The organism is Paeniclostridium hominis, from assembly GCF_014306135.1.
Classification (GTDB): domain Bacteria; phylum Bacillota; class Clostridia; order Peptostreptococcales; family Peptostreptococcaceae; genus Paraclostridium; species Paraclostridium hominis.
Window position 1 is genome coordinate 267,348 of record NZ_JACRWD010000002.1, and the last position, 21,252, is coordinate 288,599.

22 protein-coding genes and 1 other annotated feature are annotated in these 21,252 nt (G+C 27.6%); all 22 genes read right to left on the reverse strand.

Annotated features, from left to right (window positions below; genetic code table 11):
- Positions 1 to 92: 92 nt before the first annotated feature.
- The 22 genes from ileS to H8891_RS09350 all read right to left on the reverse strand — a co-directional run bounded on the left by ileS (position 93) and on the right by H8891_RS09350 (position 21,236).
- Entirely contained in the window at positions 93 to 3,200 is a 3,108-nt protein-coding gene (gene ileS, locus H8891_RS09245; RefSeq protein WP_147543168.1) for an isoleucine--tRNA ligase, read from the reverse strand.
- A gap of 56 nt (positions 3,201 to 3,256) precedes the next feature.
- Positions 3,257 to 3,489 (reverse strand) — a binding site (T-box leader).
- Positions 3,490 to 3,554: 65 nt separating this feature from the next.
- Positions 3,555 to 4,064: a DivIVA domain-containing protein gene (locus H8891_RS09250; RefSeq protein WP_187006213.1), complete on the reverse strand. Its 510-nt coding sequence runs from the start codon at positions 4,062 to 4,064 to the stop codon at positions 3,555 to 3,557.
- A 12-nt stretch (positions 4,065 to 4,076) separates the two neighbouring features.
- The gene (locus H8891_RS09255; RefSeq protein ID WP_187006214.1) at positions 4,077 to 4,862 is read right to left on the reverse strand and encodes a YlmH family RNA-binding protein; all 786 of its coding nucleotides are present in this window, start codon (positions 4,860 to 4,862) and stop codon (positions 4,077 to 4,079) included.
- Positions 4,863 to 4,883: 21 nt separating this feature from the next.
- Positions 4,884 to 5,135 carry a YggT family protein gene (locus H8891_RS09260; RefSeq protein ID WP_147543165.1) on the reverse strand — a complete coding sequence of 84 codons (252 nt, stop codon included), beginning with the start codon at positions 5,133 to 5,135 and terminating at the stop codon, positions 4,884 to 4,886.
- Between the two features lie 23 nt (positions 5,136 to 5,158).
- Positions 5,159 to 5,629, reverse strand: coding sequence for a cell division protein SepF (locus H8891_RS09265; protein ID WP_147543164.1), 471 nt, complete (start codon positions 5,627 to 5,629; stop codon positions 5,159 to 5,161).
- Positions 5,630 to 5,657: 28 nt separating this feature from the next.
- Complete coding sequence (locus tag H8891_RS09270) at positions 5,658 to 6,362, reverse strand: YggS family pyridoxal phosphate-dependent enzyme (protein ID WP_187006215.1); 705 nt, start codon at positions 6,360 to 6,362, stop codon at positions 5,658 to 5,660.
- A 16-nt stretch (positions 6,363 to 6,378) separates the two neighbouring features.
- Complete coding sequence (locus H8891_RS09275; RefSeq protein ID WP_187006216.1) at positions 6,379 to 7,587, reverse strand: HlyD family efflux transporter periplasmic adaptor subunit; 1,209 nt, start codon at positions 7,585 to 7,587, stop codon at positions 6,379 to 6,381.
- A 120-nt stretch (positions 7,588 to 7,707) separates the two neighbouring features.
- Complete coding sequence (gene spoIVA / locus H8891_RS09280; protein ID WP_187006217.1) at positions 7,708 to 9,180, reverse strand: stage IV sporulation protein A; 1,473 nt, start codon at positions 9,178 to 9,180, stop codon at positions 7,708 to 7,710.
- An 83-nt stretch (positions 9,181 to 9,263) separates the two neighbouring features.
- The gene (locus H8891_RS09285) at positions 9,264 to 10,286 is read right to left on the reverse strand and encodes an NAD(P)H-dependent glycerol-3-phosphate dehydrogenase (protein WP_187006218.1); all 1,023 of its coding nucleotides are present in this window, start codon (positions 10,284 to 10,286) and stop codon (positions 9,264 to 9,266) included.
- 29 nt (positions 10,287 to 10,315) lie between these two features.
- A complete protein-coding gene (plsY, locus tag H8891_RS09290; protein WP_187006219.1) occupies positions 10,316 to 10,927 on the reverse strand; it encodes a glycerol-3-phosphate 1-O-acyltransferase PlsY in 612 nt (203 codons plus the stop codon).
- Between the two features lie 11 nt (positions 10,928 to 10,938).
- Positions 10,939 to 12,261 carry a ribosome biogenesis GTPase Der gene (der, locus tag H8891_RS09295; protein WP_187006220.1) on the reverse strand — a complete coding sequence of 441 codons (1,323 nt, stop codon included), beginning with the start codon at positions 12,259 to 12,261 and terminating at the stop codon, positions 10,939 to 10,941.
- 14 nt (positions 12,262 to 12,275) lie between these two features.
- Entirely contained in the window at positions 12,276 to 13,604 is a 1,329-nt protein-coding gene (locus H8891_RS09300; protein ID WP_187006221.1) for a DUF512 domain-containing protein, read from the reverse strand.
- A 91-nt stretch (positions 13,605 to 13,695) separates the two neighbouring features.
- Entirely contained in the window at positions 13,696 to 13,887 is a 192-nt protein-coding gene (locus tag H8891_RS09305; protein WP_187006222.1) for a capping complex subunit for YIEGIA, read from the reverse strand.
- Between the two features lie 15 nt (positions 13,888 to 13,902).
- Entirely contained in the window at positions 13,903 to 14,817 is a 915-nt protein-coding gene (locus tag H8891_RS09310; protein ID WP_187006223.1) for a YIEGIA domain-containing protein, read from the reverse strand.
- A 12-nt stretch (positions 14,818 to 14,829) separates the two neighbouring features.
- A complete protein-coding gene (locus tag H8891_RS09315; RefSeq protein WP_187006224.1) occupies positions 14,830 to 15,762 on the reverse strand; it encodes a YIEGIA domain-containing protein in 933 nt (310 codons plus the stop codon).
- Positions 15,763 to 15,822: 60 nt separating this feature from the next.
- Positions 15,823 to 17,109, reverse strand: coding sequence for a HAMP domain-containing sensor histidine kinase (locus tag H8891_RS09320; RefSeq protein ID WP_187006225.1), 1,287 nt, complete (start codon positions 17,107 to 17,109; stop codon positions 15,823 to 15,825).
- A gap of 12 nt (positions 17,110 to 17,121) precedes the next feature.
- Positions 17,122 to 17,814 carry a winged helix-turn-helix domain-containing protein gene (locus H8891_RS09325; protein WP_187006226.1) on the reverse strand — a complete coding sequence of 231 codons (693 nt, stop codon included), beginning with the start codon at positions 17,812 to 17,814 and terminating at the stop codon, positions 17,122 to 17,124.
- A gap of 17 nt (positions 17,815 to 17,831) precedes the next feature.
- Positions 17,832 to 18,542 (reverse strand): peptidoglycan editing factor PgeF, encoded by a 711-nt coding sequence (pgeF, locus tag H8891_RS09330; protein WP_187006227.1) that lies wholly within the window; start codon positions 18,540 to 18,542, stop codon positions 17,832 to 17,834.
- A gap of 4 nt (positions 18,543 to 18,546) precedes the next feature.
- Entirely contained in the window at positions 18,547 to 19,002 is a 456-nt protein-coding gene (gene nrdR, locus H8891_RS09335) for a transcriptional regulator NrdR (protein ID WP_147543150.1), read from the reverse strand.
- A 26-nt stretch (positions 19,003 to 19,028) separates the two neighbouring features.
- Positions 19,029 to 19,292 (reverse strand): YlmC/YmxH family sporulation protein, encoded by a 264-nt coding sequence (locus H8891_RS09340; protein WP_147543149.1) that lies wholly within the window; start codon positions 19,290 to 19,292, stop codon positions 19,029 to 19,031.
- Positions 19,293 to 19,363: 71 nt separating this feature from the next.
- Positions 19,364 to 21,049 carry a bifunctional diguanylate cyclase/phosphohydrolase gene (locus H8891_RS09345; protein WP_187006228.1) on the reverse strand — a complete coding sequence of 562 codons (1,686 nt, stop codon included), beginning with the start codon at positions 21,047 to 21,049 and terminating at the stop codon, positions 19,364 to 19,366.
- Between the two features lie 67 nt (positions 21,050 to 21,116).
- Positions 21,117 to 21,236: a cyclic lactone autoinducer peptide gene (locus H8891_RS09350; RefSeq protein WP_187006229.1), complete on the reverse strand. Its 120-nt coding sequence runs from the start codon at positions 21,234 to 21,236 to the stop codon at positions 21,117 to 21,119.
- Positions 21,237 to 21,252: the final 16 nt, after the last annotated feature.

Here is a 21,252-nt window from a genome sequence, read left to right on the forward strand (position 1 = left end):
ATGATTTTAACAATTTTTGCATAATTTTTAAAATTTATTGCAAATAAAAAAATTCCTAGACAATTTATCTAGGAATTTTTATTACAGTAAAATTACTTTTTTATAACCTTTATACCAGTCATATGATCATTTAAGTTATGTTTTTCTATAGATTCATCTTCAACTCTATTTATATCTATAGCTAGAGTTTCTGATTTTATATACTCAGAATATTCATTTATAGCATTAGCTATTTCATCATCTGAGCAATAATCTATTTCTATATTATCTAAAACATCAAAATCATTAGACTTTCTTAGTTGTTGTACTTTAGATATGAACTCTCTTGCATATCCTTCATTTATTAAAGCTTCATTTAAAGTTGTATCTAATATTACAAATAAATTATTTTCCATAGTAACATTAAATCCTTCTTTAGCTGATATGTTTATTAAAACATGTTCTTTATTGAAGTTAAACTCTTCACCATCTATATCTACAGTTATAGATTCTCCAGCTTCAAGTTTAGATACTACTTCACTTGCATCAAGCTTACTTAATGCACCAGCAAAGAACTTCATTTTAGCACCAAGTACAGGTCCTAAAACTTTAAAGTTTGGTTTTAATGTAAAGTTCATGTATTCTCCTAAATCTTTAGCAAATACAACTTCTTTAACATTTAATTCTTCTTTTATTAAGTCTACAACGTCATTTATAGTATCTTCATATTTTCCATCCACTAATACTTTTTGTATAGGTTGACGTACTTTTATTCTTGTAGCTTCTCTTGAAGCTCTTCCTAATGTAACTAAGTTTTTAACTAAGTCCATTTTTTCTTCTAAGCTATTATCTATTAAATCCATATTAGCTTTTGGATATGAAGCTAAATGAACTGATTCTTCATTAGTTAAGTTTCTATATATTTCTTCTGCTATAAATGGAGTAAATGGAGCTATTAACTTACAAAGCTCTGTTAATATCTCGTAAGTTGTATTATAAACTGATTTTTTATCTTCAGTTAATTCTGTAGCCCAGAATCTTCTTCTTGAACGTCTTATATACCAGTTTGATAAATCTTCATTTATAAACTCTTGTATCATTCTAACAGTTTTATTTAATTCAAATATTTCTAAGTTTTCTTCAACTTCTTTCTTTAAGTTATTGAACTTAGATAATATCCATCTGTCAAGTTCTGGTCTATCTTTATATTCAACAAAGAATTCTGATGGGTTTATTTCATCAGTATTTGCATATAGCGTAAAGAAGTTATATACATTTTTCATAGTTCCTAAGAACTTACTTTGAACTTCTTTTAATCCATCTTCATCAAATCTTGTTGGAGTCCATGGCGGAGATACGTATAGTAAATACCATCTTAGAGCATCTGCTCCATATTTATCAAATAATTCAAAAGGATTTACAGTGTTTCCTCTTGATTTACTCATCTTCTTACCTTCTTTATCTAATACTAAATCGTTAACTAAAACTCTTTTATATGGAGCTTTTCCTGTAACGAAAGTAGATATAGCAAGTAATGAGTAGAACCATCCTCTAGTTTGGTCTATTCCTTCACAAATGAAATCTGCTGGGAATAACTCATCAAAGTTTTCTTTATTTTCAAATGGATAGTGATGTTGTGCAAATGGCATTGATCCACTATCGAACCAACAGTCTATAACGTCTGTTACTCTCGTCATAGTACCTCCACACTTTTCACACTTAAAGTGTATATCATCAACGTATGGTCTGTGTAATTCTATAGTTTCTGGATCTACATTTTCTATAGCCTTTTCTGCTAATTCTTTTCTTGATCCTACAGATTCTTTATGTCCACATTCACATTTCCATATATTAAGTGGAGTTCCCCAATATCTACTTCTAGATATTGCCCAGTCATTTAAGTTCTCTAACCAGTTACCAAATCTTCCTTCTCCAACAAAGTTTGGATACCACTCAACAGTTTTGTTATTAGCTATTAATTGATCTTTTAGCTTTGTCATTTCTATATACCAGCTTGGCTTAGCATAGTATAAAAGTGGAGTTTGACATCTCCAGCAATGTGGATAATTATGAGCTACCTTTTCTTTGCCGAATAATTTATTTTCTCCGTGTAACCATTTTATTATCTCAACGTCTACTCCATCTTCCATTACGAATTTACCTTCCCATGGAGTAGTTGTAAATTTACCTGCTTCTGAAACTGGTTGTAATACTGGTAAATCATACTTTCTACCTAAGTTGTAGTCATCTTCACCAAATGCAGGTGCAGTATGAACTATTCCTGTACCATCTTCAGTTGTTACATAATCACCACATGTTACGAAGAATGCTTTTTTATCAGCTTCAACAAATGGCATTAATTGTTCGTACTCAACGTACTCTAAATCTTTACCTTTTAATTCTTCTATAACTTCGTAGTCTTCTCCTAAAACCTTATTAGCTAAAGCTTTAGCTACATAGTAAACTTCATCATTTTGTTTAACTTTTATATAATCTATTTCAGGTCCTACAGTTAATGCTACGTTTGATGGTAATGTCCAAGGTGTTGTTGTCCATGCTAAGAAATATTCATCAGCATCTTTTCTCTTGAACTTAGCTATTACTGTATTATTTTTTATTTCCTTATATCCTTGTGCAACCTCATGAGATGCAAGGCCTGTTCCACATCTTGGACAGTATGGAAGTATCTTATGACCTTCATATACAAATCCTTCTTTATTAAACTTATTTAATATCCACCATACAGACTCTATGTAGTTATTGTCTAGAGTTATATATGGATTATCTAAGTCTATTTCATAAGCCATTCTTTCAGTCATTTCTCTCCATTGTTTTTCAAATGTGAAAACTGACTCTCTACATTTTTTATTAAATTTATCTATTCCATAAGCTTCTATTTGTTGCTTATCTGATAAACCTAATTCTTTTTCAACTTGTATTTCAACTGGTAATCCGTGTGTATCCCATCCAGCTTTTCTTTTTACTTGATATCCATTCATAGTTTTATATCTACAAACAGAGTCTTTAAGTGTTCTAGCTATAACGTGGTGTATTCCAGGGTTTCCATTTGCTGTAGGAGGTCCTTCGTAGAATACAAAACTTGGATCATCTTTTCCTTTTTCTAGAGTTTTCTCTAGCATATTTATGTCATCCCAGTATTTTGATACTTTAGCTTCAGCTTCTTTTACAGAAGAATCAACTAATGACTTAAATTTAGTCATTCTAATCCACCTTCCTTTTTTTATTTTAAAATTTTACATAAAAAAACCCGTCCCCATAAAGGGACGAGTTATTACTCGCGTTACCACCCTAATTTTACATATATAAATTAAATATTACATATGTAACACTCTTTCAATATAACGGTTTTTAACCGGCACAGCTTAATAGTTTTACCGTTCAGCCTGCAGCTTAGGAGTGATTTTCACCTTTATAAATTTATTGGTTCTCAGCTTTTTCCAACTCTCTGTGAAATTATCTAAAGACTACTCTCTCCATCATAGCTTTTATTTATAAGTATAATTTTGTATATGTATGAAATTTTATAATAAATTTTTCAAATAGTCAATATCTTTTTACTCTAATGCATCTGATAATTCTTTTTGAAGTTCATCTATTTTTTCTACACTGCTTTCATCTATATCTGAGAAAATGTCATCTACACTTCTTATTTCATCTTCTAGTAGTGATTTAAATTTATTTCTAAATATCTTAAATTCTTTAACAAGAGAGTCATATTCTTTTCTAATTTCAATTACTCTATTGTTAGCTTGTTCTATTATTTGTCTTGATCTAAGCTCAGCTTCTTCTACTATTATCTTAGCTTTTTTATTAGCTGCACTACATGTATCCTCTGCTGCTGTTTGTGCAGTTATAAGTGTAGCTTTTAATGTTTCTTCTATATTTTCATACTTATTTATTTGATCATTATACATTCTAATTTTTTCTTTTAAGTCTAAATTTTCTCTATATATATTTTCAAAATCTTCTTTTACTATATCTAAAAATTCATCTACTTCATCTTCTCTATATCCGCGTATACCTTTTTTAAATTCCTTATTTTCTATTTCTACTGGAGTCAGCATATGTTCCCCTCCCTATACTATTAGTTTTACTTTTACTTTTATTTTGCCTTTTTTAGTAATATCTCCTATATCTTCTATTATAGCTCTACCTTTACCTCTTACAGATATAAGATTTTCCCGTTCTAATATTTTCGACGCAGAGGTTATTTTTTCATAATCTACAAATACCTTTTCTGCATTTATAAGTTTTAAACTTTCTTGTCTTGAAATATTATATATGCCACTGATTAAACAATCTAATCTCTGAGATGATACTGTAAAAGATACTTCCTTAAATTTAGGATTTATGTAAAATATATCTTTTTTGCTTATCTCTTTTATAGTTACATTATTTCTTGAGACTTTGCTTAAATTTATTATTATAAAATCAGCTATATCTTTACTTACTATTACTTGACAGAAGTTGTCATGTATATTTATATCTCCAATTTTCTCTCTTTTTATACCCAAATTAAGTAAAGCACCTAAATAATCTTTATGTTTTACTTCTTTAAATTTAAAATTTCCTTCTATTTGCAATACTTTAATTGATTCTTCTATATCTTCATAATCCATATAATATGGATATATACATATTAACTTTCTTTCTGCTTCATTAAATCCACCATCAACAGTATATTTAATGTCATTAAAGTTATTTAATATAGATATAGCATTTTTAACTTCATAAGGATTTAAAAAATCAGTATACTTTACATCATAATTTTTCATACAAGAATATGCTTTATCTATGACCTTAAACATTTTATTTTTTAAATCAATATCTCTAATATGATTTGTAAGTGTTATCTTATCCATAAATAATTCCTAAATTTTAATTTACAATATATACCCTATTAACACATTTATAAGTTGTAATGCAAATAAAGCCACTATAGGAGAGAAATCTATAGGACCTTCAAAATATTTATTCATAATATTTCTTATAGGTCCTTCTATAGGCTCTGTTAACATTCCTATTATATTATAAGCCTTTGATTCTATTGCCCCCGGAATCCACGTCATAAGTGCTCTTATTACTATTGCAAATTGAATAATATCAGTTAAAACAAATAAAGAGTATTTTATCATATTATATCTTACTCCTTTTTTTATTATTTATTTTGCCATGGGAAAAAAGCTTTACTTTCTAATTCTTTTTTCATATTTGCATCTATATCTACATTATTAGGCGCTAATATAAATATAGCTTTAGATACTTTTTGTATACTTCCATCTAGTACATACACAGCTCCATTCATAAAATCAAATATAGATTTACGAGTAACTGCATCATCTAAGTTTTCTAAGTTAACTATTACAGCTCTTCTTTGTTTTAATTGGTCTGCTATAGATGTAACTTCTTCATATTTTTTAGGTTCTACTATAACAACTTTCATTTGTCCTGCTGTATGTATATTTACTATTTTATTGCTTTTAGGTTGTGCTATAGCTCCTACTCCACTGCTTAAATCTTCTGATACTTCTATTTCTTCTTCTATTTCTTCTATCTCGTCATCCATAAAGTCTTCTTCTACTTCATCAGTCATCCAATCTTTTATTTTACTTATGAAACCATTTCCCATTATTAACATCCTCCATTACATATATTAATTATTTTTTATTATAATTTCTTTTTCCAAATATAGAAGTCCCTACTCTAACAAAAGTAGCTCCTTCTTCAACAGCTATTTCAAAATCATTACTCATACCCATAGATAGCTCATCCATAGATACACCTTCTATATTTTCATTATCTATAGCAATAGATAATTTTTTTAATTTTTTAAATACAGATCTTATTAATTCCTTATCATCTGTATTTGGAGCCATAGTCATAAGGCCCTTAACTTTTATATTAGGATAACTATTTGCTATAGTTTTTATAAAACTTAAAGCATCTTCCTCATAAATTCCATGTTTACTATCTTCTTTTGATATATTTACTTGTACTAAGCAGTTTATTGTTCTGTCAATTTTTTCTGCCCTTTTTTGAATCTCATCACATAAAGATAATCTATCTATTGAATGTATCATATATACTTTATCAATTATATATTTTACCTTGTTGGTTTGTAAACTTCCTATAAGGTGCCATCTAACTTTATTTCCTATAACTTCAAACTTTCTAGATAATTCTTGTGGTTTATTTTCTCCAACATCTGTTGCACCACACTCAATCGCTTCATTAATAGCATCTATATCTACTGTTTTTGTTACTGCTATTAATTTAACATCTTCTTCATTTCTATTTGATATTTTACAAGAATTATTAATTTTAGTTTTTATATTTTCTATATTAGATTTTATACACTCCATTTAATCACCTACTTTATCAAAAAAAATTTTTAAATTTAGGATTTAATATTATTTCATCATAAATACCTATAGTATTTATTCCATTTATATCATTTTTATAGTGGTCAATGATTATATATTCTTCACTATCATATAAATTTCCTTTTATCTCTACAAATTTTGCGTCTCCAGTTTCTGATATAGCATATACGCCTTTTTTACCATCAACATTTATTATCGACTTCTTAGGAACCTTTAACCCCTCCATTGACTTATATATTATATCAAATTCTTTAACTCTTGTATCGTAAATTTCCACATTTTGTTCACTTATCTCCAATATTACAATATAATCTTTTCCATCCTTATATATATCATATACGTTACTATTTATTTTTTCAATCTCACTAGACAATATAATTTGCTGACCTACATCTAATTTTTTAACTTCTTCTTTGCTACAACTTATAGCAACATACTGTTTGAAATTATTTATAACTCTCGCCAAAGTTTCTTCTTTTTTAACTTTATTTTTTTGTTGTATATTTTTATACTTGCTTTCTGTATTTTCTATATCTTCTTTTTTTATTTCATTTATTCTATCGATTTTAAATTTATCTTCATTCCCATCAAATTTATACGATACGATGCCTGAATTTTTAGCTTTAAATAACTCTGAATTTTTACTTATTATACTATTAACTTCTTTTTCTTCTAATTTTTTATTTTCTAATGATTTACTATTTAAGTCGCTTCCTATTATATAATTTTTATCTTCAATCAATTTACTTAAATTTTCTACGTCTTTACTTACAGCTATGTCACCATTTAATAATTTTTTCTGTATACTATTACAAGATTTATTTATATTATTATTTAAATTTTTCACATCTGATTTAACTATATTTGTATTTCCTTTTTCTATATCAGATATATCTTTTTGTAATTCATTTAATTTATCTACAACATCTTCGTTAACATTATTATTATAAATATAAGCTATCTTATCATTTTGCTTTACTCGTTCACCTTCTTTAATACAATATTTTATATTTCCAGACATACTAGAATTTAGTAAATACTCATCCCGTATTATTAACCCCTTTTTTTTAAAACTATCTTGTATAGTCTCATTCTTTAAAACCAAAGTATCCATGTTCTTTTTTATTACTATCCCAATTATATTTGAAACTATATAAATTAATATACAAACTAAAATAAGCTTAGTTAATTTTAATTTTCTCAATATATCCCCTCCAACAATAAAATGTATATTATCTATTTCTTCAAGTAGAATATAACTCCTTCTTATATTAAAATTAACAATAAAAGAGGCACATACAAATTTCGTATGTGCCTTTTTTATTTATAAAATAATAGTTATTATATTTGAACAACCATCATTAATTATTTTTTGTAAAGTTTTTTGTATTTTTACTCTCACATCATCTGGCATCATATACAATTTACTTTGTAATTGATCTTTTACCAAATCATGTAGTGATTTACCAAACATATTGTATTCCCATATTTCATTTGGATTTTCTTCAAACCCCTTAAGAAGACTTTCTAACATTTCTTTTCCTTGTTGCTCTGTTCCTACACCTGGCGATATTTCAGTTGATATATCAGCTTTAATCATATGAATAGATCCAGCTTTAGCTCTTAATCTAACTCCATATTGCTTTCCTTGTTTAACTATTTCAGGTACGTCTAATGTAAGTTCATCTAACGTAGGTGCAACTAATCCGTATCCTTTTTCTCTTACATCTATTAATGCCTGTTCTACTTTTTCATATTCTGTATTAACTTTAGACAATCTAGTTACTAAATTTAATAACTCGTATTCTCCATCTATCTTAAATCCACTTTTTTCCTCTAGTACATTGTAGAATAAATCTTTCTTAGTACCTAAATTTATACTTATTATACCTTCTCCTAATTCAACGTTATCAACTTTAGTTTCCTCTAAGAATTCCAACTCTTCAAATCCTTTTATAATGTTATTTACATCTCTTATAACTCCAACATCATCTATACTTTGTTTTATTGCAAATATTATATTATTTTTTATCCAATGATTTTTTTCTAAACCTTCTATCCATTTAGGGAAGTTTATATTTATTTCATTAACTGGGAAATCATATAATACATTTTCCATAACTACTTCTATATCATCTTCATCCATAGCTAAAACATTTAACGGTATTACAGGTTTGTCATATTTCTCTTCTAATTCTCTTTTTAATTCTAAAGTTTCCTCAGCATATGGATTTAAAGTATTTAAAACTATAACAAATGGTTTTTTTAGCTCATTTAACTCCTTTATAACTCTTTCTTCTGGTGCAGCATATCCTTTTCTATCTATTCCTGTAACAGTTCCATCTGTAGTCATCACTATTCCTATAGTAGAATGATCTCTTATAACTTTTTTTGTTCCTATTTCTGCAGCCTTTTCAAAAGTCATAGCTTCATTAGACCATGGTGTAGATACTAATCTTTGCTTACCATCTTCCTCATGTCCTAAAACTCCATCAACTATGTACCCAACGCAATCTACCATTCTAACTTTCATAGACACATTTTCTTTTATTTTTATTTCTACTCCATCGGCTGGAACAAATTTAGGTTCAACAGTCATTATAGTTTTTCCTGATCCACTTTGAGGTATTTCATCTTTTGTTCTTTCTCTTTTAAACTCATTTTCTATATTAGGTAAAACTAACAACTCCATGAATTTTCTTATAAATGTAGATTTTCCTGTTCTAACAGGTCCCACTACACCTATATAGATATCCCCCTGAGTTCTTTTTGCTATGTCCTCATATATATTATTCATCTATAACCCTCCTGCATACAAATTCTTAATAAAGTATATTTTAGTATTTAAGATAATATTACAAAAACAAAAAAAAACTAGACTTAAATGTCTAGTTTCTCTTTAACTACCTCTTCAACTTCATGAGTTCTATTTCTCATCATTAACTCATCAACTACTTCATCTGGATTAGCTCCATCATGTAACACAGAATAAATAGCATTAGTTATAGGCATTTCTATATTTAATTTTTTTGCTACTTCATAAGCAACCTCTGTAGCTGTAATTCCTTCTACAACCATTTTTACTTCTTTTAATGTTTCTTCTAAGCTTTTACCTTGCCCTATAAGTATTCCTGCTCTTCTATTCCTACTGTGCATACTAGTACAAGTTACTATTAAATCTCCTATACCTGATAGTCCTGAGAAGGTAGATGTTTCAGCTCCCATTGCTACTCCAAGTCTACTTATCTCCCTTATTCCTCTAGTCATAAGAGCTGCTTTAGCATTATCTCCATATCCTAGTCCATCACATATCCCAGCTCCAAATGCTATTATGTTTTTTAAAGCTCCACCAAGCTCAACTCCAACAACATCTGGGTTGGTATAAACTCTAAACTTAGGACTCATAAATATATCTTGAATTTTTTCTGCAGTAGTTAAATCTTCTGATGCTACAACTACAGTAGTAGGTATATCTCTAGATACTTCTTCTGCATGAGATGGTCCTGAAAGAACAACATATTTGCATTCAGGCAATTCTTTTTCACATACTTGTGAAAGTCTTAATCCAGTTCCTTTTTCTAAACCTTTTGCAACATCAACTAATATTTGATTTTTGTTCACAAATGGCTTTATTTGTTTACATACACTTCTTATTGCTTGTGAAGGTACTGCTAATACTATAACAGAGCTATCATTTATAGCTTCTTTTAAATCAGTAGTAATATGTATATTTTTAGGTATATTAACTCCTGGAAGGTAATCTACATTTTCTCTGGTGCTATTTACCTTTTGACATTGGTCTTCACTTAAAGTCCACATCGAAACATTATAGCCTTTTTTAGCTACTACAAGTGCTAATGCAGTTCCCCAGCTTCCAGCTCCTAATACGCATATTTTTTCCATAGAAACACCCCCTAAGTACAATCAAAGTATTATTTTTTATCGCCTATTTTTCTTTCTGTTCCATTTAACAACCTTTTTATATTTTCTCTATGCTTAAATATTACTGATATAGATAAAAATAATGTAACGGCTAAGCCTTTATAATTTCCTATACAAAGCATTATTATAGGAGATGTGCATATACTAAGTACAGAACCTAAAGAAACATACTTAGTTACATATACTATAAGTATAAAAAATGCAAAACAGCTTAAAGCTATTATTGGATTTACAGCTATCATAGCTCCTAAAGACGTAGCAACGCCTTTTCCACCTCTAAATCCTAAGAAAACTGGCCAATTATGTCCTATTACAACAGCTACAACCGCTATATAAGCTGCATTACTTGCATCCATCTGAGCTAAGTATGCTATAAACTTAGCTATAAATACAGCAATTACACCTTTTAGTAAATCACCTGCGAAAGTCATTATTCCAGCTTTTTTTCCTAAAGTTCTTAAAACATTTGTTGACCCAGCATTTCCTGAGCCTTGTGTTCTTATATCAACGCCCATCATCCTCTTAGCGATTATATAGGAAGTAGATATACTTCCTATACAATATGAAATAATAATTATAATTAGGTAATTTATCATAATCATCCCTCTAATTCTTATCTTCTCTTTTCTTTATAATCAAATCTAACAGGTGTACCTTCAAATCCAAAGTTTTCTCTTATTTTATTTTCAAGATATCTTTGATATGAGAAGTGAGTAAGTTCCTTATCATTTATAAATAAAGTAAACTTAGGTGGCTGAGTTCCTGTTTGAGAACCATAGTAAATTTTTAATCTCTTACCTTTATCTGAAGGTGGTTGATTAAGAAGTACAGCTTCTCCTATTACATCGTTTAAAGTTGATGTTGGAACTCTCTTAGCATGTTCTTCAGCTATATATACTACAGTTTCTAATATTTTGTTCATTCTTTGGTTAGTTTTAGCAGATACAAAAACTATCGGAGCATAAGACATGAACGGGAATTTTTCTCTTATTTCTTTAGTATATAAACTCATAGTTTTATCATTTTTCTCTATTAGATCCCATTTATTTATTACAAATAAGCAAGCTTTACCTTCGTCATGTGCAATACCAGCAACCTTAGTATCTTGCTCTGTAACTCCTTGTTCTGCATCTATAACTATAAGTACTACATCAGCTCTATCTACAGCACTCATAGATCTTATTACACTGTATTTTTCTACATTTTCATATATTTTACTTTTTCTTCTAAGTCCTGCAGTATCTATTAAAAGGAACTTATGATCTCCTTTTTCTAAATAAGTATCAATTGCATCTCTAGTTGTTCCCGCTATAGGACTTACTATAACTCTTTCTTCTCCTAATATATTGTTTAATATAGATGATTTACCAGCATTCGGTTTACCTGTTATAGCTACTCTTATTATATCTTCGTCATACTCTGTATTTAATCCTTCTGGGAAATTAGCTACAACTTCATCAAGTAAATCTCCAAGTCCCATACTATTTGCACTAGATATCGCAAATGGAACCCCTAGTCCTAATTCATAAAAATCATATACATTATCAAATTGTTTTTGACTGTCAATTTTATTTACAACCAATATAACTGGTGTATTAGTTTTTCTTAACATTTGAGCCACTTCTTTATCTGCTGCTGTAAGCCCAGCTTTTCCATCAACAACAAATAATATAACATGTGCCATATCCATAGCAAGCATTGCTTGATTTCTCATTTGAGATAATATTATATCATTACTATCTGGCTCTATACCTCCAGTATCAACAAGTGTAAAATATTTATTTAACCATTCAACCTCTGTAAATATTCTATCTCTTGTTACTCCTGGTGTATCTTCTACTATCGATATTCTTTTTCCTGCTAATTTGTTAAATAATGTTGATTTACCAACATTAGGTCTTCCTACTACTGCAACTACTGGTCTATTATCGCTCATAATAATCTCCCTTCTTATTTTAATATCTTATCAACGAAATCTTTTCCTTCATTTAAACAAGGAACTATCTCAATATTCATTATGTTTTTTAATTCTTCTAAAGTTATATTATCTAAAAATATTTCTTCATCTGCCTTAAGCATACTTCTTGGTATATATAAAGTTTGTCCTAAATCTTTGTCTTTTAACTGATCTATTATATCTGTTGCTGTTATTAATCCTGATACAGTTATTGTATCACCAAAGAAATTATTTATTATTTTATATACTGTAATTTCTACACCTTTACACTTTTGCATTATACAATTTGCCATATCTTTTATAAATTCATATGCTGAATGTCCCGTAGCTATAGATACTTTCTTAGTTATATTCGTTTTTTCTTGAGGTATAGTATCTAAGTAATCTTTTATCTCTCTTTCTAATTTACTTATCATACCAACCCCATTTTCAAATTGTATGAATCCTTCATATTCATCATATTCTAAAAGTTTTTTATTAGCTATCATGTAAAACTCATCAGATAAGAATATGAATCTAGTTCCTAGTTCCTTAAGATACTTTTCTTGTAACTTGTGAACTAATTCAATTGTTTCACCTGCTGTTTTCTCATTATATATCTCTAAATGAGGAAGATGTTCTCTGTGTTTAGTTATACCTACAGGAACAGCAGCAGCACTATTTACATATGGATATAACTTAGTTAAATCTGATACAGTTCTTTCTAACTCTTCTTTGTCATTATATCCTGGACATAAAACAATTTGGCAATTCATTTGTATTTGTGCATCAGCTAATCTTTTCATAATTTCATATAATCTACCTGCAAACTTATTTTTTATCATAGTTTGTCTTAGTTCTGGATTTGTAGTATGAACAGATATATTTATAGGGCTTATTCTATATTTAATTATATTATTTATATCTTCTTCACTCATATTTGTAAGAGTTACAAAGTTTCCTTGTAAAAATGATAATCTTGAGTCATCATCTTTAAAATAAAGTGTTTCTCTCATTCCTTTTGGTAACTGATCTATGAAACAAAATACACATTTATTTCTACAACTTTTTGCTTTATCTATTATAGGATTTGTAAATTCTATACCTAAATCATCATCATAATCTTTTTCTATCTCATATACATATATTTCATTATTTTTCTTTTTTATTTCAACTTCTAAGTACTCATCACTTAATAAAAATTTATATTCTATTATGTCATGTATAGGTTGATCATTTATAGAAATTAGTAAATCTCCAACTTCTATGCCTAACTCTTGTGCAATACTGTCTTTATATACTTTACTTATTATATTGTTTACATTTTTTACATTTACTTCCATAAATTTCACCACTTTTCCTTTTAAGTACATCACATTATATTAACATGTTTTATTTGAAATAGTCAATAAAAAGGTACCATTAGCGGTACCTTTAATGTCTTACTATTATTAGAGTTCCCTTGAGTACATCATGTACCATTCCACCCATAGTTTTTGAGATTATTAAAGCTCTATCTTGTAATTCTTTTTCATTTTCTGCATAAAACACAGGAAAAATTGATGATTTCATATCTTTATTAATAGTAACAATAGCTAGTGTTGTATCAGTTATACCTACATTCATTAATAACACTCCTTTTTATTGTTTTATAGTAAAATCTTTTAAAGCCCAGTTGTTTCCTCTTGCATTTTCTATTATAGGAGTACTCTTAACTGCTGCTATTAATTTATCAATATCCTTTTCAAGTGGTATATAAGGCATTACTAAGCTTTCATTTTTTGGATTTCTTCTTAAAAGTGGTATAAAATCTGGCTCATCAGGTGTTCTCATTATTCCTAATCTTGAATATGCTATATTTGCTAAAGTTTGTCTTTGTCCAGGATTTAATATTATACCAGAGCTTATATAACTCCCTTTTTTAGGTATTATTTCTACAGCTAAACCATGATTTAGGTATCTTTGTCTTGATGATTCTAATCCTATATTCGAAATAACAACATCATTAACTTTTAATAATGGTCCATCAAAAGATATTTTAGCTGGAACTACCTCTGCTATAGATCCTATACTCTCTCTTACAAATAGCTTTTTAAATATAAGTGCCAATGCTATACCTGCAATAGAACCTAGTATAATACTTGGAAATTCATCTAAATATAATTCTGTTTTTGCAAGATGATAAACTGAAGATGTAGTAAGTGCTGTTAGTATACAAGTATAGCTTCTAACCTCATAAGTTAAAGCTATTTCTTCTATATATCCTTCTCCACGCTTTACTAAAAGAGATTTTTCCATATCCATTAGTGAACTTCTCTTAGTGTGTCTAACTTGTCTAAATTGGCTTGCTGCTAAAGATAAAAAAGTTACAGATGTATATGATTTTTGCATCAATGCAGGAACTAACATAGCTCCTAATGCAGATCCTATTACCGCTAACACAATTTGTGAAACTAACATATTAGGCTCTGTTGGATACTGCTTTCTATCTGTTTTAAGTGTTATTATTCTTGAAATAATTCCTATTAATATACCTATTAAAAAAATTCCTTTCATATATTCCACCTCTTAGGATTTTTTATTTTTATTGTTCTTACTATATGCATTGTTATTTCCCTTTGCACTGTCTAGTATAGGTGTACTTTTTATAGCTTCAACAGTTAAATCTATATCTTTAACAAGTGGGATAAATCCAAAATTCACAGATCCATCTTCTGTATTTGTTCTTGCTATAGGTATAAATTCAGGCTCATCTACATCTCTGTCTATTCCCATATGCAAATATACATTATGTATCATAGCTTGTTGTTGAGCAGGGTCTCCAATTATACCTGCAGATACCATATCTTTAGGTATAACTTTAAATCCAATACCTTTTTTTAGATATTTTTTTCTTGAATCTTCAAGCCCTATATTTGTTATACCTACTCCATCTACTAACATTAAAGGTCCTTTAAATTCGATAGGTACGACCTTAACATCAACAATATCTTCTAAGCTTTTATTAGATAATATTTTTTTAAATATATAACCTACTATTATAGTTGCTATAGCTGACGATATCACACACATAACGAAATTAAAATTCAACTTATTATTACATAAAATAAATGTAATAGATGCTGCTAAAGATGAAAAAATACTTAAAAAATTTCTAACTTCATATTCTTTTGAAATTTCATGTATATAAGTTGTTCCTTTTGATATCAATTCTGTATTTTCTAAATTTGATAGTGTAATTTCTTCTTCACTAGCTACTTCTTGAAATTGTTGTATACCTATAGCTAAAAAAGTTAAGGCCGAAAACTCTTTATCTAATAGTGCAGGAAAAGCTACTGCCCCAAGTGCCGATGCAATAAATGATAAAATTAATTGTTCAATATAATCTTGAGGTTGTGTTGGCTGTTGTTTATTTACTAATCTTAATACTATAAGCCTAGATAAAACACCTAATATTAAAGCAACCCCAAATGCACGCCTAAATAATGTAGCATCATCCATATTATTTCCTCCTTTTGTTTTCATTACATTTATTTTGTACAAAAACAAAAAAAAATTTCCTTAATTAAGGAAATTTTTTTTAGGTATAGTAACTATAAATTCAGTTCCTACATTTAATTCACTTTTAATATCAATAGATCCATTTAGTGATTTTACTATATGCTTGACTATAGCCAGTCCAAGTCCAGTTCCTCCAACCGCTCGACTCCTAGCTTTATCTACTCTATAAAATCTTTCAAAAATTCTATACTTATCATCTTTTGATATTCCAATACCATTATCTTTAACTTTTATACATATATCTTTTTCATTATTATAAATAATTGTTTCAACAAATCCTCCACTAGGAGTATATTTTATAGCATTGTCTATTAAATTTAAAAATACTTGTTTTATGTAATCTCTATTACAATTAATTATAATATCTTCATCTTCAAATTTATATTTTAACTCTATGTTTTTTGACTTTGCAAAAATGATAGTTAAATCGTATACTTCTTTAAATACACTCAATACATTTACTTTTTCAGCATATATAGTATCTTTATTTTCGATAAATGAAAGAAGTAAAATATCATCTATAAGCCTCTTTAATCTGTCAGATTCAGTTTCAATTATTCCTAAAAACCTGTCTCTAGTATTTTTATCAATATTTTCGTTCATTCTAAGAGTTTCTACAAAACCACTTATAGATGTTAAAGGAGTTTTTAATTCATGAGTCACATTTGCAACAAAGTCACTTCTCATATTTTCTAACCTTACTCTCTCTGTAATGTTTTCTATATTTATTATAGATCCTATTATAACATTTTTACTACTTTGTAAATAAATTGGATCTAGTTTTATATTGTATACTATATCTTCATCATTAGTAATTTGTTTCATCTTTGTTTTCTTAGATCCTATAAATTTAGATATTTCAGATAATATTCTATTATCTTTTATTACATGATTTATATTTTTACCTTCTATAACTTGATCATTTGAACTTTTTATCATATTCCTAGCTTCTTTATTTATCAATAAAACATTTCCATTTATGTCTATAGCTAAAATACCATGTGATATACTTTTTACTATAGATTTTAATTGTAAATTTTTATATTGAACTTCTTGAATAGTCTTATCTATAGTGTCTATCATATAATTAAAATTATCAATTAATTGCCCTAATTCTCCTTTTGCAGAGATATTTATTTTTGTATGAAACTCTTTATTGCTTATTTTTTTAGAAACAGCTATAAATTCCTTTAAGTAATTCCTAAGATTCATAGCATATCTTATCGATATTATAGAAATTATTATCGATATTAAAAAAAAGAAAAAATATATATTATCGTTTTGCATAATAAATGCTCCTTAATCTATTTTATAACCGATACCTCTAATAGTTTCTATATATTTTTCATCTTCACTACTTCCTTCTATTTTTTTTCTTAAATATCGTATATGTACATCTACAGTTCTAGTTTCTCCATAGTATTCATATCCCCATATTTTGTCTAATAAATAGTTTCTAGATAAAACTTTCCCTTTGTTTTCTAATAACAATCTTAATAATTCAAATTCTTTGAAAGTTAAATCAATTTTTTCACTTCCCTTAATCACTTCATGCTTTTGTAAATCTAACTTTAGATTGCCAACACTTAATATAGTTTCTTTAGAGATATTTTTATTTACATTATATCTTCTTAAAACTGAATTACTTCTAGCTAATAATTCTTTTATACTAAAAGGCTTAGTTATATAATCATCAGCTCCTGCATTTAATCCATCTATTTTATCATTTTCAATATTTTTAGCTGTTAACATTATTACAGGTATATTTTTTAAATCCTTATCACTTCTTATTTTCTTTAAAAGATCTATACCACTTATATTTGGTAGCATCCAATCTAATAAAATTAAGTCAGGATTTATTTCCTTAGCTTTAATAAATCCATCAAATCCATCATATGATGAATACACATCATAATCCATGGTCTCTAAGTTGAATTTAAGAAGTTCTACAATATGCTTCTCATCATCTATAACGAGCACTTTAGTATTCATCTTAAGTTAGCTCCTCTCTAATTTATTTCAAGTATCATCCCTAATCTTTTTGTTGTTTGATTATGCTTTCTATAAGAATGGAACTTATCGCTATTACAACTAGTACATATATTTAAATTAATTATATTTTCTTCTTTCACTCCACAATTTTTTAATATTAATTCATTTACTTTCCATAAATCTAGATAATACTTGTCTTCTTTAATTATATAGAATTTTTCATCGTTATTTGTAATGATTGTGTTAAATTTTTCAATTAAATCTTTTGATACTTCATAGCAACACGGTCCTATAGATGGTCCTAATACACAAACTAACTCTTTTGGATTTGTATTATATAAGTTCTTCATTTTTTTTATAGCATTTTCAGTTATCTTAGAATAAGTTCCTCTCCAACCTGCATGACATAATGCAGCTACTTTATTAGTTGGATCCATAATTGCTATTGGAACACAATCAGCAACAAATATCAATAATGGAGTATGTTTTAGATTTGTAATTAAAGCATCTCCTTCTTTTACTTTCCCTATATCTTCTTTTTTTATTATATTTACTATATCTGAATGTGTTTGTTTATTGTTAGTTAAGTTAACATAATTCATATTTAATTCTTTACAAATATTTTTTCTATCTTCTTTAGATGCCATATCTACATTTATAGTTGTAAATGCTAAATTTACAAAATCACTCTTTTTAGTTGCATCTTCAAATCTTATATAATTGTTCATAGTCTCACCTTTTCTCCATTATTATGTTTTTTAATTCTTTTACAAAAGTATTTATATCTTTAAATTGTCTATATACAGATGCAAATCTAACATATGCAACTTCATCTACATCTTTTAACTTATCCATAACCATCTCACCAATCTTTTTACTATCAATTTCAGATATATAACATTTATTTATATCATTTTCTATGTATTGGATTATATCCTCTATTTGCTCTATAGATACAGGTCTTTTTTCTGATGATTTTAATATGCCATTTTTTATTTTATTTCTATCAAAATATTCTCTACTATTATCTTTTTTTATAACCATTATAGGTGTTAGCTCTATTTTTTCATATGTAGTAAATCTTTTTTTACAAGATTCACACTCTCTTCGTCTTCTAATTGATTGACTATCTGTATGTCTTGAATCTATTACCTTTGATTCTTTATAGTTACAGTAAGGACATAACAAGCCTATCCCTCCTCTTCATTGTATCTTTATATATTAAATTCATCTAAACTATGATCTTGACCTTGATTAACTATTATAGTATCACACCCTATTTTTATTATATCATTCCAAAAAACAACTTGACCTTCTGAACCTCTTGAAAAGAAGTTCATACTTCCATCCCCTATTATATTAAATGATACTATTTTTCCTTCATTTATATCCATATCTATATCTGTTATGAATCCCATCCTTTTACCATTTTTTACATTTATTACTTCTTTATCCATTATATCAGAAATTCTAATCATATTATAATCTACCTCCTCTTAAAAATAAATATGTACAAGGATAAAAAAAAATGACCTTGTTGGTCATTTTTTTAATTATTTTTTAATTCTATCATTTTTATAAATTGTTCTACTAACTCTGGATCAAACTGAGAACCTGAGCATCTTTTAAGCTCTTTTATAGCTTCATCATGTCCTTTTCTAAAATTGTAAGGTCTATGAGATGTCATAGCATCAAAACTATCAGCTATAGCTATGACTCTTGCCAAGTATGGTATTTCTTCTCCTTTTAATTTATCTGGATATCCTCTACCATCATACCTTTCATGATGATGTTTTATAAGTGGTAATAATTCTTCAAAAGCTTTTATATGCTTTATTAACTCTACTCCTAGAACTGGATGTTGTTTTAACAACTCATATTCTGCATCAGTAAGTTTTTCTTTTTTATTTAAAACTTCCTCTGGAATTTTAATTTTACCCATATCATGTAGGTACGCAGCTAACTTTAAGTTCAATTTATCTTTTTCATTTAATCCTAAGTAGCTTGCAAACCAACCTAAATATATTACAACTCTTTCAGTATGTCCATATGTATATCTATCTTTTTTATTTATCATATTTATAAATCTTTTTAAAGATTTAGTTGTTTCTTCATCTATGTATATATGATCAGCTATTTCTTCTAAAACACTGTAATATACTTCTACCCTATTTTTACTTAAAGATTTAGCTCTATACAATGCATCGTCTGCAGTATTTATAAATTGGTGTTTGTTGCTTGCCCTTAATGGGTACGATGACACTCCTATTGACATTGTCACGTTATTATTGGGTTGATTTTCCTGACCATAAAAATAAGTTTCTTCTATATTTGATCTTATTTTTTCACCTATCTTTATTGCTTCTTCTTCAGTTGTATCTGGAAGTATAACTGCAAACTCTTCCCCTCCATACCTAGCTACAACATCAGGTTCCTTTACATTAGCTTTAAGTATATAACCTACTTCTTTTAGAACTAAATCTCCTGCTTGATGCCCATTTATATCATTATAATTTTTAAAATAATCTATATCCATAAATAATAATGATACAGATGTATTTTCTTCATCAGCAATTTTCATTTTATTCTCTAAAGATTCTTGGAAATATCTATGATTATAGAGTCCTGTTAATTCATCTAAATTCGCTAATTTTTGCAATCCTTTACTATACTCTTTTTCTATATTTACATACATTCCAAGTATCCATGATGTAACTAAAAAAGCACTAACTATAACTATATCAATTTGAAAATACTCAATAAGTAATTCTTGTACAGATTCATTTAATGAATTTCCTAATTTAATAGATAATATGTCTACTCCACATACTAATGTAGAACATATTATAGATACATATATTGCATAATTTCTTCCAAACTGTATAGATGAAATTATTATTATAAAAATATATAAAAATTTATAAGGGCTTTGTTCTTTTCCTGTTGAAATTATAATTATGGTAGAAATTAACATAAGTAATAAAATTTCTATATTATCCCTTATTTTAGGTATACAATTTATAATTTTATACTGCTTTTTAGACACCCATATAAAATACACAATTAATAAAAGTATTATAGCCACTATATAAATAAGAAATAATGTATATTTTAAATTGGCTCTGTTAGCATATGAACTTATCATAGCTACCATTCCTAAAAGCATGTATATAACTTTTATTATAGCTAAAATTTCAAATACTTTCTGATCCCTTATATTGTTAAATTCATCCATAGCCTTCTCCTAAATGTCTTTTATCAATTAATAAACCATAAGGATTCTTCCTTATGGTTTATTTTAATTATTCTTCTCTTAATGATTTTGGCATTTCTGGTTCAAAGAAAATCATAGTACACATTGTAGATGCCCCATTACCTAAAGATGTTGCAAAATCTGAGAATAAATTCACTAAAAAGTTCATAACTAATCCCCCTTAA

What these genes read in the sequence shown, in the direction of transcription:
- H8891_RS09285 (WP_187006218.1), bottom strand. Translation starts at nt 10,286, where the DNA reads ATGGAAAAAATATGCGTATTAGGAGCTGGAAGCTGGGGAACTGCATTA.
- H8891_RS09300 (WP_187006221.1), bottom strand. Translation starts at nt 13,604, where the DNA reads ATGGAAGTAAATGTAAAAAATGTAAACAATATAATAAGTAAAGTATAT.
- der (WP_187006220.1), bottom strand. Translation starts at nt 12,261, where the DNA reads ATGAGCGATAATAGACCAGTAGTTGCAGTAGTAGGAAGACCTAATGTT.
- H8891_RS09250 (WP_187006213.1), bottom strand. Translation starts at nt 4,064, where the DNA reads ATGCTGACTCCAGTAGAAATAGAAAATAAGGAATTTAAAAAAGGTATA.
- H8891_RS09265 (WP_147543164.1), bottom strand. Translation starts at nt 5,629, where the DNA reads ATGGGAAATGGTTTCATAAGTAAAATAAAAGATTGGATGACTGATGAA.
- H8891_RS09340 (WP_147543149.1), bottom strand. Translation starts at nt 19,292, where the DNA reads ATGATTAGAATTTCTGATATAATGGATAAAGAAGTAATAAATGTAAAA.
- H8891_RS09260 (WP_147543165.1), bottom strand. Translation starts at nt 5,135, where the DNA reads ATGATAAAATACTCTTTATTTGTTTTAACTGATATTATTCAATTTGCA.
- H8891_RS09270 (WP_187006215.1), bottom strand. Translation starts at nt 6,362, where the DNA reads ATGGAGTGTATAAAATCTAATATAGAAAATATAAAAACTAAAATTAAT.
- ileS (WP_147543168.1), bottom strand. Translation starts at nt 3,200, where the DNA reads ATGACTAAATTTAAGTCATTAGTTGATTCTTCTGTAAAAGAAGCTGAA.
- H8891_RS09320 (WP_187006225.1), bottom strand. Translation starts at nt 17,109, where the DNA reads ATGCAAAACGATAATATATATTTTTTCTTTTTTTTAATATCGATAATA.
- H8891_RS09350 (WP_187006229.1), bottom strand. Translation starts at nt 21,236, where the DNA reads ATGAACTTTTTAGTGAATTTATTCTCAGATTTTGCAACATCTTTAGGT.
- H8891_RS09305 (WP_187006222.1), bottom strand. Translation starts at nt 13,887, where the DNA reads ATGAATGTAGGTATAACTGATACAACACTAGCTATTGTTACTATTAAT.
- H8891_RS09325 (WP_187006226.1), bottom strand. Translation starts at nt 17,814, where the DNA reads ATGAATACTAAAGTGCTCGTTATAGATGATGAGAAGCATATTGTAGAA.
- H8891_RS09310 (WP_187006223.1), bottom strand. Translation starts at nt 14,817, where the DNA reads ATGAAAGGAATTTTTTTAATAGGTATATTAATAGGAATTATTTCAAGA.
- pgeF (WP_187006227.1), bottom strand. Translation starts at nt 18,542, where the DNA reads ATGAACAATTATATAAGATTTGAAGATGCAACTAAAAAGAGTGATTTT.
- H8891_RS09255 (WP_187006214.1), bottom strand. Translation starts at nt 4,862, where the DNA reads ATGGATAAGATAACACTTACAAATCATATTAGAGATATTGATTTAAAA.
- H8891_RS09315 (WP_187006224.1), bottom strand. Translation starts at nt 15,762, where the DNA reads ATGGATGATGCTACATTATTTAGGCGTGCATTTGGGGTTGCTTTAATA.
- spoIVA (WP_187006217.1), bottom strand. Translation starts at nt 9,180, where the DNA reads ATGAATAATATATATGAGGACATAGCAAAAAGAACTCAGGGGGATATC.
- H8891_RS09345 (WP_187006228.1), bottom strand. Translation starts at nt 21,049, where the DNA reads ATGGATGAATTTAACAATATAAGGGATCAGAAAGTATTTGAAATTTTA.
- plsY (WP_187006219.1), bottom strand. Translation starts at nt 10,927, where the DNA reads ATGATTATGATAAATTACCTAATTATAATTATTATTTCATATTGTATA.